The organism is Peptacetobacter sp. AB800, assembly GCF_047807365.1.
Taxonomy (GTDB): Bacteria; Bacillota; Clostridia; order Peptostreptococcales; family Peptostreptococcaceae; genus Peptacetobacter.
This window is the reverse complement of the sequence record NZ_JBLOUI010000012.1, coordinates 1-14,436: the sequence shown is the minus strand read 5'-3', so window position 1 is coordinate 14,436 and position 14,436 is coordinate 1. Positions and strand designations below refer to the sequence as shown.

Here is a 14,436-nt window from a genome sequence, read left to right as displayed (position 1 = left end):
TAATTAAAACTTAAAAGAATTTATTTTAATGAACTCTTAAAAATCTCAAATACTTTTTCATAGTCTTCTGAGAACGCACTATCCTTATTCCATAAGAATGTAAAATCATGACTAACTTTAAAATCATCTAATTTGATTTCTTTAAGTGTTCCATTTTCTATTTCTTTTTCAACAGCAGATTTATATAAGAATGAAATTCCACAATCCCGACATAGTAAATCTACTATAGTATGAATATTTTCTATCTCTATTGTTCTTTGAAAATCTTCTACATTAAGGTTTTTAACAGCCAAGCTCTTAGTAAGTATTGCTCTTGTTCCTGAGCCGTTTTCTCTTATAAGAAGTCTTTCATTTGTAAGATCTTTTAAAACTTTTATATCCTTTTGGAATTTGTGGTCTTTAGCAGCTACAGCTATGTAATCCTCTGTTTTAAATACTCTTGTATTATAGTTGTCTGCTTTAAAGTAGCCTTCAACTATTGCAAAATCTATACTTCCTTCATGAAGATAAGAAAGAAGCATTTGAGTATTTCCGTATCTAACCTGAAAATCCATATCTGGGTTTGCCTTTATAAAGTCTATTAACGAAGGAATAACGGTATATCCACCAATAGTCATAGTCACCCCAAAAGTTAGGATTTTCTTTCCTATCATACTCTCCTTCATTCTATTTTTCATTGTAGTTTCATCGTTTCTCATAGTTTCTAAAGTAGATCTAAGTATTTCTCCAGCTGGTGTAAGAGTTAATTTTTTCTTATCTCTTATAAATAGTGGTGTTTCATATTTTTCCTCAAGATACTTTATATGCTGGGATACAGCTGGCTGAGTCATACAAAGTGCTTCTGCAGCGTGAGTAAAATTCATATACTCACATACCTTTAAAAAAGTTTCAATTCTAAAATCTAGCATATCTTTCCTCCAAAATTTTGTGCTTTCCTCTAACACATCTTATTTTTAAAAAATCCTTTTTGCCTTATATAACATACTTTCCTATTATCCTATTTCGCTATTACATTATTTTAGCTTATAAATTTATTTTATATTAATATTGATTTTTCTACCATATGGAAAGCTAATTTTTATACCATAAGTTATATTTATCTATATATTATTATACATAATTTTACAAAATAGTTATTAAGGTTTATAGTTAAAGCATAGCAAAGAACAAACGCAAAACAAAAGCTAATTAAAAAATTTAAACACTTTAATTTTTAAAAGGAGGAACGAAATTATGTACGATATAGTAATAATAGGAGCAGGACCAGCTGGTGTAAGTGCTGGAATATATGCTAAAAGTAGAGGAAAAAAAGTACTTATAATAGAAAAAGAAAAAATCGGTGGACTTATAGGAAAAGTTTCTACAGTAACTCACTACGCAGGAATAGTAACTGGGGAGACAGGAGTTAGTTTCTCTGAAAGATTAAAAGAACAGGCGGAAAACGCAGGAATAGAAATAGTTTACGAAGATGTAAACAATGTAGATTTTAAAGGTGATGTTAAATTAGTCTTCACTAATAACAATACTTATGAAACAAAGAAAATAATAATAGCCAACGGTACTAGAGCAAGAAAACTTGGTATAGAAGGCGAATTAGAATTAGCTGGAAAAGGAATAGGTCTTAATGCAGCTAAAGATGGAAAAGACTATATAGGAAAAAATGTATATGTTGTAGGTGGTGCAGATGGTGCTGTAAAAGAAGCTCTTTATCTTTCACAGTTCGCTAAGAGTGTTACAATAATACACTTTGAAGATTCTCTTGGATGTATAGCAGAGTTTAGAGAAAAAATCAAAAAAACTAGCAATATAAATGTAAGATTAGAATCAAGACTTCACGCTGTTTACGGAAAAGAAAGGGTTGAATCTCTTGATATATCAGATGAAAAAACTGGTAGTATAGAAACAATATCTGATCCAGGATGCGGTGTATTTGTATACGCAGGTACTGTTCCTAATACAGAGCTATACACTGATTTAAAATTGGAAAATGGTTTTATACCAGTTGATGAAAAAATGGAAACAGAAATAAAAGGTGTTTATGCAGTTGGAGATATAAGAGTAAAACCAGTTAGACAGGTTGCAACTGCTGTAGCAGATGGAACAATTGCTGCAATAAACGCATCAATGTAAACTCAACTTATTAATATAAGCTTTAGGAGGATTAATTTATATGAACTTTATAAAAGAAAAATGGAAGGGTCTTTTAATGTGCTTAGCCATTTCTATCCCTTCAGTACTACTTGGAAAAAAATTTCCGATAATAGGAGGTCCAGTGTTCGCAATACTTATCGGTATGGTTCTTACAACGTTTATAAAAAATAAAGAACCATACGAACCTGGAATTAAATATACATCTAAAAAAATATTACAATATGCTGTAGTCCTTTTAGGATTTGGTATGAATCTTGAAGTAGTTATGGAAACAGGTAAACAGTCTTTACCTATAATAATCTGCACAATATCTACTTCACTTATAATTGCATATCTACTTCATAGAAAATTAGATATGCCTGAAAAAATATCTACACTTATCGGTGTCGGATCTTCTATTTGCGGTGGTTCTGCAATAGCTGCCACTGCACCAGTTATAGATGCCAACGAAGAGGAAGTAGCTCAAGCAATATCAGTCATCTTCTTATTCAACGTACTAGCTGCTTTATTATTCCCTAGTTTAGGTGCTCTTCTTGGTTTCTCTACAACATCTGGTGAAGCATTTGGAGTATTTGCTGGAACTGCAGTTAACGATACTTCTTCAGTAACAGCAGCTGCATCTACTTGGGATAGTATATATCAGTTAGGAAGCCGGACACTTGATAAAGCAGTAACTGTAAAATTAACTAGAACATTAGCAATCATACCAATAACTCTATTCTTAGCTTTCAGAAGAGCTAGAAAAGCAGAGATGGAAAATGGTAATAATATACCACTAAAACAGGTATTCCCTTTCTTTATACTGTTCTTCATAGGAGCAAGTATAATAACTACAGTAGCTACATCTGCTGGTGTATCACCAGAATTCTTCCTACCATTCAAAGAATTATCTAAATTCTTTATAATAATGGCTATGGCTGCAATAGGATTCAATACAGATATAGTTAAACTAGTTAAAAGTGGTGGTAAACCAATACTTCTTGGAATGTCTTGCTGGATAGGTATAACAGCTGTTACATTAACATTACAGCACTTTATGCATATCTGGTAAATAGAATTTGCCTCTAACCCCAATTTATTTTATTATACATATTTTAGGAAAAGCTGTCGTATGAATATTAATCGACAGCTTTTTCTCTTGAAATTAAGTATAAAAAATGGCTACCGCAAAATATTGCGATAGCCTATTTTTTAAGTTATTAGAATTCTGCATTTTTAGGAGTTCTTGGGAATGGTATTACGTCTCTTATGTTTGACATACCAGTCATGTACATTATTATTCTTTCAAATCCTAGACCGAAACCAGAGTGAGTAGCTGTTCCGTATTTTCTAAGTTCCAGATACCACCAGTAATCTTCTTCGTTTAAGTTCATTTCCTGCATTCTTGCACGAAGTACATCTTCTCTTTCTTCCCTCTGAGATCCTCCAACTATTTCTCCAACTCCTGGAACTAATAAGTCCATAGCTCTTACTGTTTTACCATCTTCATTCATTCTCATGTAGAATGCTTTTATATCTTTTGGATAGTCAGTAACAAATACTGGAGCTTTGTATATTTCTTCTGTTATATATCTTTCGTGTTCAGTCTGAAGGTCGCATCCCCATTCTACTGGGTTTTCGAATTCATGTCCTGATTCAAGTAGTAATTCTATAGCTTTTGTGTAAGTTATTCTTACGAAGTCAGAGTTTACTACGTTGTTTAATCTTTCTAATAATCCTTTGTCTATGAAACTATTGAAGAACTGCATTTCTTCTGGAGCATTTTCCATTACATAGTTTATTATGTATTTTATCATATCTTCTGCTAATTCCATGTTGTCTTCAAGGTCAGCGAATACTATTTCAGGTTCTATCATCCAGAATTCAGATGCATGTCTACCAGTGTATGAGTTTTCTGCTCTGAATGTTGGACCAAATGTATAAACATTTCTGAAAGCAAGAGCCATTATTTCAGCATTTAACTGTCCAGAAACAGTAAGGTTAGCTTCTTTACCGAAGAAATCTTTAGAGTAGTCTATTTTTCCTTCTTCTGTTCTTGGAAGGTTTTCCATATCTAAAGTAGTTAATCTGAACATTTCTCCAGCACCTTCACAGTCACTTCCTGTTATGATTGGAGAGTGAGCGTATACGAAGTTTCTTTCCTGGAAGAATTTATGTATAGCATAAGCTGCTAAAGATCTAACTCTGAATACTGCAGAGAAAGTATTACTTCTAGGTCTTAAATGTGCTATTGTTCTTAAGTATTCTAATGTATGTCTTTTTTTCTGAAGTGGGTATGAGCTATCTGACATACCTTCTACTTCTACTTTTGTAGCATGTATTTCTACTGGCTGTTTAGCACCTTCTGTAGATACTAATTCACCTTCTACTAGTATTGAAGATGATATAGGTAATTTACCTATTTCTTTGAAGTTTTCTAATTTTTCATCTAATACTATCTGCATATTTTTGAAGAAACTTCCATCATTTAATTCTATGAATCCGAAGTTTTTTGACATTCTTGATGTTCTTATCCATCCAGCAACTTTTACAGTCTGCCCAACGTGAGCTTCTTTGTTTCTATAAAGCTCTTTTATTTCTAAAAATTCTTTCTGCATATTTTCTCCACCTTTTCTTTTTTTAAAATAAAAAAACCTTTCAATCCCATAATAGGGACGAAAGGTATAATAATCAATTCGCGGTACCACCCTGATTGCTGATAATCTCAGCCACTCATAAAGCTTTTGCTTATAGAATATAACGGTTCCTGCCGTCTGAGCCTACTAACAAAATGCTTTCGGTCAGCTGCTCCAAGATGTTCTTCAGTATAGACAATTAGCAATCGGACTCTCAGCAACGCCGACTCTCTGTAACTATTAGAAAATACCTACTCTTCTTTTCACTGCATTTAATATAAATATATACAATTCTTATTTTTAAAAATTGTGTTATCTATTTGCAATTATATCAGTAGTTTTTAATTAAGTCAAGAATTTTGCAATTTTTGATTCTTTCACTTCAATTTATTTTTTTTATTTGATTTTTTCTTTATTTTTTCTTAATATTTAATCCCTTGTATAAAGCAATTAAAAAATGTATAATCTTTTTTATAGATTTTTAAAAATTATTTAAAACTTAAAATTTTTTGAAAGGAGTTAAAAATATTGAGTGTTAAACGTAAAAAAAAGAAAGTTTACTTAAATGTAGTTTTCACACTAGTTTTAACGTATTTAATCATAAAACTTATCGATAACTACCAGTATTTCTTTGGAATGCTCGATTTCCTTATAGGCTTACTTATGCCTTTCGTTATAGCTTTTGTTTTGGCGTATATATTCAATCCAATTATAAAGTTTTTCGAAAATAAGTTTAAAGCTAAAAGAGGCGCTTCTCTATTTATAGCTTATGGTGGGCTTATTGCAGTATTACTTGCTATACTTTTTATGACCTTACCTGTGATAATAGAGAGTATTATAGACATAGTAAATCACGCTCCAACATACTTTGCTGAAACAGAAAAATTCTTAATAAACTTCTCAAGACACTTAGAAAATATAGATGCAGCTACTATGCAGGAAATATGGGATAAAATTTCTAACATGCTTCCTAATTTAAGTAGTTTATTTGTAGGATCTATAGGAGAAATATTTAAAAAGACATTCTCATTTGGTAAGTTTATATTCAATCTTGTACTCGCATTTATCATTTGCTTCTACATACTTCTTGAAAAAGAAAAGATATTTGATTTTTTAAAGAAGGTTGTATATGTAGCTTTAGGTGATAAAAAAGCTAGTTTTGTGTTGACAGTTTCAAGAGATCTTAATGAAAATGTAGGTAAATATTTTACTGGAAAGATATTCGACTCTATCATCGTAGGAGTACTTTCTGGTATAGGTCTTTTTGTATTGAAGTCTAAATATGCGTTATTATTTGGTACTTTAATGGGACTTATGAATATGATTCCTTATTTTGGACCTGCAATAGGTATGGCTCCTGTTATTTTAATAAATCTATTCTCAGATCCTAAGATAGCATTATTCTCTTTAATATATCTTCTTGTTGTTCAGCAGGTAGAAGTTGCATTTATAGAGCCTAAGGTTGTCGGTGGTCAGCTTGGTTTAAGTCCATTCCTTACAATACTTGCGGTAACTGTAGGTGGAGGATTCTTTGGAATACCAGGTATGATTCTATCTACTCCAATAATGGGGGTTTTAAAAGTATATATTACAGAATACGTAGAAACTAAATCTCAAGAAATAAATATGAGCAATTTTGATAATCCAAAAGATCAAAATAATAATCAAGAATAAAAAATATGGGTATCTCAATTAATTAACTGAGATACCCTCTTTTATTTTCTTAATATTTGATTATAATTTTTTCACTCGGCTTTGTAGATTCATTTTCACCTACTCCAACTATATATATTTCTAAAGTCTTTTCCTTATTTTCACCTTCAGTTTCCTCTTCATTAGATGATTCAATTTCTATAGTTGTATTAATCTTACCTTCTTTTTCTTCAGACTGTGGAATTGATTTTAATACTTCATATCCTTCATCATCGTATTTTTTAGCATAAATCTCATAAGATTTTATTCCATCCAAAGAATCCCAACTTATTTCTATCTTTACTTTTCCTTCTTCAATATTGTATGAATAATTGATATTCTTTATAGAACTATTTTTAATACTTCTTTTCTTTACCGTTATTTTTACAGTTGCCTTCTTTTCACCACAAGACACTATAACTTTTTCAGTACCTTCTCTTACCGCTGATATTTCACCTTTTTCAGATACATAAGCAGCTCTTTCATCCTTTTTCTTTTTAGTTGAATAGTTATACTCTACATTTGGAGCTTTTAGGCCTTTAGGAGAAGTAGTTATCTTCGCTTTTATCGTTGCACTTTGACCTTCTTCTAGTACAAATTCATTTGGAACTTCTAGTTTAGCAACTTTTGCCTCTATTTCCAGTGGTATCTCTACAGTTTTCCCACCACATTCGCCACTTATAGTCGCACTTCCTACTCCTACAGCTTCTACATTATCTCCTTCTATCTTCAATACAGATTCGTTGCTGCTTATATATTTTGTTTTATATGTATCCGTAAACTTCTTATAACTCGATATAGCAACTGAGCTTGTTATAGTTGCCTTATCACCTACATATTTTAAGCTATCACTTAAATCAAGGTCTAAACTCTCAACATCAGGGTTAACTATTTTTATCATAGCCTTTTTAAGTACCCTAGTCCCCTTCATAACCGCTACAGAAGTATACCCTTCTTTTAGTGCAGTCATCTTGTTGCCTTTAATCTCTGCAATACCGGTATCATCTAATACATTGAACCAAAGCTCTGGATCCTTTGCATATCTAGGTATTTTTACATAATTTCCTGCAGATATTTCAACCTCATCGCCTAGTTTTATAATATATTTATCCAGGTCTTTTATATAATTTCCTCCGATAATCTTTATTTCTACGCCTTTTACTAGCGGAGTTATTATCCCTTTTGAAAACATAAAATACTGTCCTACTAGGAGAAGTGGTACAATAATTATTAATAATATTATTTTTTTATTTTCATTAAAATCTTTCATTTTATATCTCCTCCTTTACTTTATATTTTCAAAATAATACCTAAAAGTAATATATCATTTTTTTAATAATTTTTCAAACAATTCTGTATAATGCAGTATATTATTTTTCATCAAAAAGAACTACTGCTAAGAAATCTAACGGCTCATCTCCTATATTTTCTATTGAATGTTTTGCACCATCTGCTGTGTATATAACATCGCCTTCTTCTACAACAATTTCTTTTCCATTGTCATTAACTAGTCCTTTTCCACTTAGTATATAATATACTTCAAAATCTTTAGTATGATCGTGTTCACCTATTGAAGCACCTGGTTCTAATACTATTCTATTGAATAGTCTACCATGTCCTCTTAATTCTTCTGGAGTTACTAATACTGTAAAATCTCCCTTTCCTTTTCCACCCTGAACATGTTCTCTAACCTGTGTAGTTGTTTCTGATTTTTTTCTTATCATAAAAAAAACACTCCTTCTCTTTGTAGATATATTTTTTCTATATTATATTATTCTTTTTAAATTTTTCAATTCCTTCTAATTTTTATATTTATATCAAAAATTTAAAAAGGTGCAACAAATCTGCTGCACCTAGTTTTATCTTATATTTATCTTTTATTTCAACATTGTACTCTTTCATCAATTCTTCCATAAGTTTGATTTGTTTTTTATAAGAAAGCATACTTTTTATTTCCTCTTTTACTTTGTCAAAAGATTCTTCCTCAGTACCAATTCTTTTTATAATGTGGTATCCATAAATACTTTTTAGAGGTTTTTCTATATATTCTCCTTCTTTTAAAGTCGAAATTTTTTTTCTCAAATTCTTATCTGTAAAACTCATTTCAAGATCCCCTAGTCCACCTGGTATAGTACCACCTATATCCTCAGAGTACTTTTCTTCTAAGTCTTCAAACTTATATCCTTCTTCTAGTTTTTTATAGATTGCATTTGCCCTCTTTTCAGCATCAGCTATTTCTTCATCGCTAAGCTTTTTACCTGAGTTATCTACAGTACTTATAAATATATCTCTATATACTCCTTCTCTAAATTTATCCTTATTAGCGTCATAATATGCTCTAGCTTCCGAATCACTAACCTGCGTTTTTTTATCTAGATACTTGTACGCTTTTATAGTCTTTCCCATGCTTTTTACTAATTTATTTTTGTCGTCAGCATACTTACTTTTAAACTCATCTTCATCCAACCCAATCTTACCTGTTATAAATTTTTCTAGGTTATCATAAGTATCCTCTATTTCTTGTCTTGTTACATGTACATTCTCTTCCTTTGCTTTTCTATAAAGAATATCTTCGTATACAACATACTTGATTAGTTCTCGTTTATAATTATCAGAACCTATATTTTCTATTATATTATTTTTATCTATATAGAATGCTTCTTCGGCTCTTTTTTCTACTTCATTGAATCTTAGTTTTTCTCCGTCTATGTATGCAACTACTTCTTTAGAATCATTTTTTAAGTTACTATCTACAGGTCTTATATATACATAGAGCATAGTCAAAAATATCAATACTAATGCAATTACTATTAATAATTTTGAATCGAGTAATTTTGATATATATTTTTTTATCTTCGAAAAAATATTTTTATTACCCATTCTATTCCTCCAAATAATCAATATCTTTTATTTATAATATAAATTATCGCTATGTATATAATATGAAACATTTATGAAAATGATTTGAATTGACTAGATTCTTAATTTTTTTTATTTCTAATTTTTTTCAATGCATATGGAATTGATACTAAACATCCTACAAAAGCATCAATCATATCCATTACTGTATCTGTAAGTCCACCTACTTGAGTATGAGTATGTATTATATGGTCCATACTAAACTCTCCTATTTCCCATAATGAAGCAATTCCCATACTAAACATAAACATAAACATCGCTATAAATATAATATTCATCTTGCTTATTTGTTCATCTGTATTGAAAAATTTGATGAATGTATATGCTGCTGTAACTGTCAATAATCCAGAAGTCACATGTAGAAAATCATCATAGTGAGGTATATCATAGAATCCATATCCAGATCCTAAAACAGATGCTATACACGCATACCACATGAATACACTATACAATCCATCACTAAGCAGTTTAGGTAATCTTTTATTTACCTGATAAAGCACTACTGTAAGTATCAAGCAAAATACAGATACTGATATACCCATACTATCTTTTGTGTATAGGAAATATCCTAAAGAGCCTATAAAGAATATAGTTAAAATTATTGTTGTTAGTTTTTTCAATCCAAATTTTTTACTATTCATTTTATTGCCTCCTAGTTTTATTAGCACCTATTTTTTTAACTTAACCAATGCGTCGGCAAAAGGATTATTAAAGTTTTCATTTTCTTTTTTATTTTGATTCTTTAAGTACTTATTAATATCCTTCTTAGATGCCTTATTTTTTTCTTCTTTTTTTCTATTATTGAAAGAAGATAGCTTTTCTCTGTACCCACAAGAACATACAAATATTTTATTTTCCCCTTCTCCTCTTAACTCCAATCTCTTATGACATTCTGGACATCTTGCGTTTGTTGTTTGAGATAACATCTTTCTAGTATTACATTCTCTATTTTCACAAACTAGCATTTTCCCTCTTTTTGTTTTTACTTCTAGCATATAGTGCCCACACTCCGGACATTTGTTTCTAGTTAGATTGTCGTGTTTAAACTGACTATCGCTATTTTTTATATCGTCTATAGCTTTTTTAGAACTATATCACTAGAAATATATCTTGAATCTGTTCTAGGATATGTAAGCAGCTTATGTCTTTCGTACAAGCTCTGAACTGTAGATAAAGTTTTCTTTGCAGAATATCCATAGATTTTATTTGCATCTCTTTGTATTTCATTCAAATCGTATAACTGAGGTGAATAGTTCTTTTTAGTTTTTACAGAGTATTTTTTTACTTCTGCATCATTTCCTTTTATTTTATTTATAATCTTATCTACTATTTCCTCGTTGAATACTGATGTATTTCCTTTATTATTTTTCCAATTTAATTTTATGACACTTCCTGCTTTATTTACCTTTACTTCTATTCCATAGAATTTTTTAGGTTCAAAAGCTTTTATTTCCTCTTCTCTTTTCATAACCATGTTTAAAGTAGGTGTCTGTACTCTACCACAAGATAGCTGTGCATTGTATTTAACTGTAAGTGCTCTAGTTGCATTTATTCCTATTATCCAATCTGCTTCAGCTCTTGCAAGTGCTGAGTCGTATAATCTATCGTATTTTTTAGATGGCTGTAGTTTTTCAAATCCTTCTTTTATTGCCTTATCTGTGTTTGAAGATATCCACAGTCTTTTCATAGGCTTTTTAACTCCAGATTTCTCTATAATCCATCTGGCAACTAGCTCTCCCTCTCTACCAGCATCTGTAGCTATTACTATCTCAGATACGTCGTTTCTTTCTAATAAAGTTTTTACCTTTTGATACTGTTTACCACTTTTTTTGATGACAACTGTTTTCAAGTACTTTGGAATTATAGGTAAATCTTCCATTTTCCATTCTTTATATTTTTGATTGTATCCTTCAGGATCTGCAAGTGTAACTAGATGACCTAGTGCCCACGTTACTATATATTTATCGCCTTCTATATATCCATTTTTTTCGTTTTTGCATTTAAGTACATTAGCTATATCTTTTCCAACAGATGGTTTCTCTGCAAGTACTAATATTTTTCCCATAAAAATTACCTCTCATAAATTTACTTTGTACAGAATATTATAATACTTTTATATCTAATAAGCGATACAAGTTTTTAATTTATAAGAGGTTTTCTCTAATTTATCTTTTATTATTTAATTTTTTACGGAAAATTTTATCATTTTTTTATTTTAAATTCACTTTAATTCTACATTAGTTTGTAAAGCAATGCATTGGATAGAGCCATCACTATTATAGACATTATTAAATTATTTTGAAATACTAGCATACAAACTATCATTCCTATTATTTGAATTACTGCAAATATTATTGCTATAGCTATTATATTTGCTGCTGTCTCCCTTTTGTTTTCTTTATTATTATACATATCAGTCACCATTTTTATATTCGCTATAAGTAATTTTAAATCTGCCTATAATAATTTTATAAATTACATAGCTCTCCCTTCTTTTAAATTTTACAATCAATTTTATTTACAATTTATTCTCTCGTTTTATTATTTATAATTATAGAGCAATATACTAAAGATAAAGTTCATTAAAACTAAATTTTTTCTAAATTTTATCTTTTATTTGTATAAATATTAATTCTTTTGTATTTTATTTTCAATACAATTTGTATGAAAGGTAGCTTTTAGTGTATGAAATGTATTTAAAAATAAAAAAAGAAAGGAATACCTATAAGATATCCCTTCTCTCTGATATGATTTATATATTGATTGTAAAATTGAGAGGACTAATTTATTTTATTCTTTCCATGTATCCACTTGGATGGAAGAAGAACACCTGACCATTTTTGCTATTTACAAAGTATCCCATATCTCCTTCTTCATCTGGTAAGAATACGAAACCTTTTAATTTTTTAGCCTGTAAAGCATCAAAATCTTTTTCAGTTCCCATGTAGATATATTCTACACTGTTATCCATTTTGTTTAATATATTTAAAGCCTGTTCCTGACTTAATAGCTTTTTAGTACTTTTTTTCTTAACTACTGTTGTAGCTACTTTAGTTGGTTTTGATGCAGCTGATACAGGGTTAACTGCTGGTGCTACCACTCCTCCTACTAATACTGCACATAGTGTAGCTATCATTATTGTTCTTGTAGTTTTTTTCATATTGATCACTCCTTCGTTTGTGACATCTATCTATAATTGCATTTCTATTATTCGCTTTTATAATTCTGTCTTCTAAGATTTTTTAATTTGTTTTTATTTATCTTGTTGTATATATTGTACCATTAAAAAGCATAAAAAAAGATTACACCTCTGTCATTTTGAGTTACATATTTGTAACGCTTTTTGACATAAATGTAATCTTTTGTAATTTATTATTTTATGAATTTTTTATTAGTTGTAATTTGTATCTTATAATCCTTTTAAATCATAGTTTTCTAAGAATGATTTAAGTGTTGCATATATTTTATCTGTTCCACCTATTTCATTTGATTCTATGTTTAATGCTAGTAGAGGCTCGTGAAGAGATATTCTTATTAGGAACCATCCGTCTTCTCCTTCACCTGTACAGTTAGCTCTTATTCCTTCGTAGTTTTTAGGAACTAATGACCAATTTTCACTTTCTTCAACAAATACACTTAGTTCTGATAGTATCTGTTCTGCGTATGGTCTGAAGTCTTCTTTATTTATTCCTATTCTTACTTCTTTTTCTTCTGCTGCTTCTTTTAAATCAGCTATTAATGATTCTATAGTTTTTCCTTCTTTAGCTATTTTAGCAGCTTTTATAAGTATTTTAGCTATTAAATAAGCTCCGTCATCAAGGAAGTAGTTTTCTTTTATTGCAGCATGTCCAGAAGTTTCTATTGCTAAGTGACATTCTTCTCCCTCGTTGTTTAATCTTATAGCTTCATTTATTACATTTTTGTATCCTCTTTTAAATCTGTGGTGTTTTCCACCGTGATTTTCTATGAATTCAGCTAATCCTACAGATGTTATTGAGTCTGTTACTATTGTAGTGTTAGGATTTTCTTCTAATAATATTTCAGATATTACAGCTATAAGAGCATTTTTATTTATGAAAGATCCATCTTTTCCAACTAAAGCCGCTCTATCTACGTCTGTATCGAATATTATACCTAAATCAGCTTTATTATCTACAACAGCTTTACTTATACTAGCCATAGCTTCTTTGTTTTCTGGGTTTGGTATGTGGTTAGGGAACATTCCATCTGGTTCTAAGAACTGGCTTCCTTCTGTATCAGCACCTAATTTTTCAAGTACTTTTTCAGCAAAGAATCCACCAGCACCATTACCAGCATCCACTATTATTTTCATTCCATCAAATGGTTTTTCGTAGCAAGATTCAGAGTTAACACCTTTTCTTATTTTATCAACTAATACTTCAGCGTAATCGTCTATAAGGTTTCTTTCACATATAGAACCTTTTTCAGCAGATTCTACTGTTTTTCCTTCACATACTATATCAAGCATAGCTTTTATATCAGCTTTTTCAAGACCACCATTTTCTGTAAAGAATTTTAATCCATTGTAGAAGAATGGTAGATGACTTGCAGTTATCATTATTGATCCATCGCATTTGTATCCGTCCATAACTGTTGTCATAAACATTGATGGAGTTGTTGATAATTTACAATTTACTACATCACATCCCTGAGATGTTAATGCTTCTATTATTGTATTTCTAAATTCTTCTCCTGTTATTCTAGAGTCATTTCCTACTGCTACAACTATTTTATCTTTTCCAGTTTTTTCTTTTAGCCATATATGGAATGCTCTAGCTATTTTTTCTACTTCTACCTTTGTAAGAGTTACTTCTTTTTCATCGTTAGGGTATGCAACCCCTCTTATGTCTGTTCCATTCTGTAATTTATATATTTTTTCCATAATAAATTCTCCTACCTCTATTTTACGCTCTGTTAACTTATTTAGTATTGAATCTCGACCCCGGTAGGGTTTACAATGATTTCACCCAAAAACACATTCCCCCTACGGAAAGGAGTCGAGAAAATTGAAACCTTACATAAAATGCCCTGATTGTTT

12 protein-coding genes, 1 pseudogene and 1 other annotated feature are annotated in these 14,436 nt (G+C 30.2%); of the genes and pseudogenes, 3 read left to right on the top strand and 10 right to left on the bottom strand.

Features of this window, described 5'->3' with window-relative positions; all coding sequences use genetic code 11:
- Positions 1–20: 20 nt before the first annotated feature.
- Entirely contained in the window at positions 21–908 is an 888-nt protein-coding gene (locus ACK2WN_RS05360) for a LysR family transcriptional regulator (protein ID WP_416155018.1), read from the bottom strand.
- A gap of 325 nt (positions 909–1,233) precedes the next feature.
- On the opposite strand from ACK2WN_RS05360, the gene ACK2WN_RS05355 reads away from it, so the two are divergent.
- Complete coding sequence (locus tag ACK2WN_RS05355) at positions 1,234–2,130, top strand: NAD(P)/FAD-dependent oxidoreductase (protein ID WP_416155017.1); 897 nt, start codon at positions 1,234–1,236, stop codon at positions 2,128–2,130.
- A 40-nt stretch (positions 2,131–2,170) separates the two neighbouring features.
- Positions 2,171–3,202: a YeiH family protein gene (locus ACK2WN_RS05350; RefSeq protein ID WP_416155016.1), complete on the top strand. Its 1,032-nt coding sequence runs from the start codon at positions 2,171–2,173 to the stop codon at positions 3,200–3,202.
- 148 nt (positions 3,203–3,350) lie between these two features.
- Here the strand turns inward: ACK2WN_RS05350 and asnS are convergent, their stop codons facing one another.
- Positions 3,351–4,748 (bottom strand): asparagine--tRNA ligase, encoded by a 1,398-nt coding sequence (asnS, locus tag ACK2WN_RS05345; RefSeq protein ID WP_040410202.1) that lies wholly within the window; start codon positions 4,746–4,748, stop codon positions 3,351–3,353.
- Positions 4,749–4,798: 50 nt separating this feature from the next.
- Positions 4,799–5,042: a binding site (T-box leader), on the bottom strand.
- Positions 5,043–5,294: 252 nt separating this feature from the next.
- On the opposite strand from asnS, the gene ACK2WN_RS05340 reads away from it, so the two are divergent.
- Positions 5,295–6,440, top strand: a complete 1,146-nt coding sequence (locus tag ACK2WN_RS05340) for an AI-2E family transporter (RefSeq protein ID WP_416155015.1) — start codon at positions 5,295–5,297, stop codon at positions 6,438–6,440.
- Between the two features lie 49 nt (positions 6,441–6,489).
- Here ACK2WN_RS05340 and ACK2WN_RS05335 read toward each other — a convergent pair whose 3' ends face one another.
- From ACK2WN_RS05335 to ACK2WN_RS05300, 8 genes and pseudogenes are all read right to left on the bottom strand, one after another.
- Positions 6,490–7,728 carry a hypothetical protein gene (locus tag ACK2WN_RS05335; protein ID WP_416155014.1) on the bottom strand — a complete coding sequence of 413 codons (1,239 nt, stop codon included), beginning with the start codon at positions 7,726–7,728 and terminating at the stop codon, positions 6,490–6,492.
- A 100-nt stretch (positions 7,729–7,828) separates the two neighbouring features.
- A complete protein-coding gene (locus ACK2WN_RS05330; protein ID WP_201416937.1) occupies positions 7,829–8,182 on the bottom strand; it encodes a cupin domain-containing protein in 354 nt (117 codons plus the stop codon).
- 88 nt (positions 8,183–8,270) lie between these two features.
- On the bottom strand, positions 8,271–9,338 hold the full coding sequence (locus tag ACK2WN_RS05325) for a peptidylprolyl isomerase (RefSeq protein WP_416155013.1): 1,068 nt from the start codon (positions 9,336–9,338) through the stop codon (positions 8,271–8,273).
- Between the two features lie 101 nt (positions 9,339–9,439).
- The gene (locus ACK2WN_RS05320) at positions 9,440–10,018 is read right to left on the bottom strand and encodes a hypothetical protein (RefSeq protein ID WP_330000110.1); all 579 of its coding nucleotides are present in this window, start codon (positions 10,016–10,018) and stop codon (positions 9,440–9,442) included.
- A 27-nt stretch (positions 10,019–10,045) separates the two neighbouring features.
- Positions 10,046–11,442: pseudogene (locus ACK2WN_RS05315) on the bottom strand (DNA topoisomerase).
- A gap of 167 nt (positions 11,443–11,609) precedes the next feature.
- Positions 11,610–11,789 (bottom strand): hypothetical protein, encoded by a 180-nt coding sequence (locus ACK2WN_RS05310; RefSeq protein WP_300528057.1) that lies wholly within the window; start codon positions 11,787–11,789, stop codon positions 11,610–11,612.
- 373 nt (positions 11,790–12,162) lie between these two features.
- Positions 12,163–12,537 carry a hypothetical protein gene (locus ACK2WN_RS05305; RefSeq protein WP_416155012.1) on the bottom strand — a complete coding sequence of 125 codons (375 nt, stop codon included), beginning with the start codon at positions 12,535–12,537 and terminating at the stop codon, positions 12,163–12,165.
- Between the two features lie 249 nt (positions 12,538–12,786).
- On the bottom strand, positions 12,787–14,280 hold the full coding sequence (locus ACK2WN_RS05300) for a phosphomannomutase/phosphoglucomutase (RefSeq protein ID WP_416155011.1): 1,494 nt from the start codon (positions 14,278–14,280) through the stop codon (positions 12,787–12,789).
- Between the last annotated feature and the right edge of the window lie 156 nt (positions 14,281–14,436).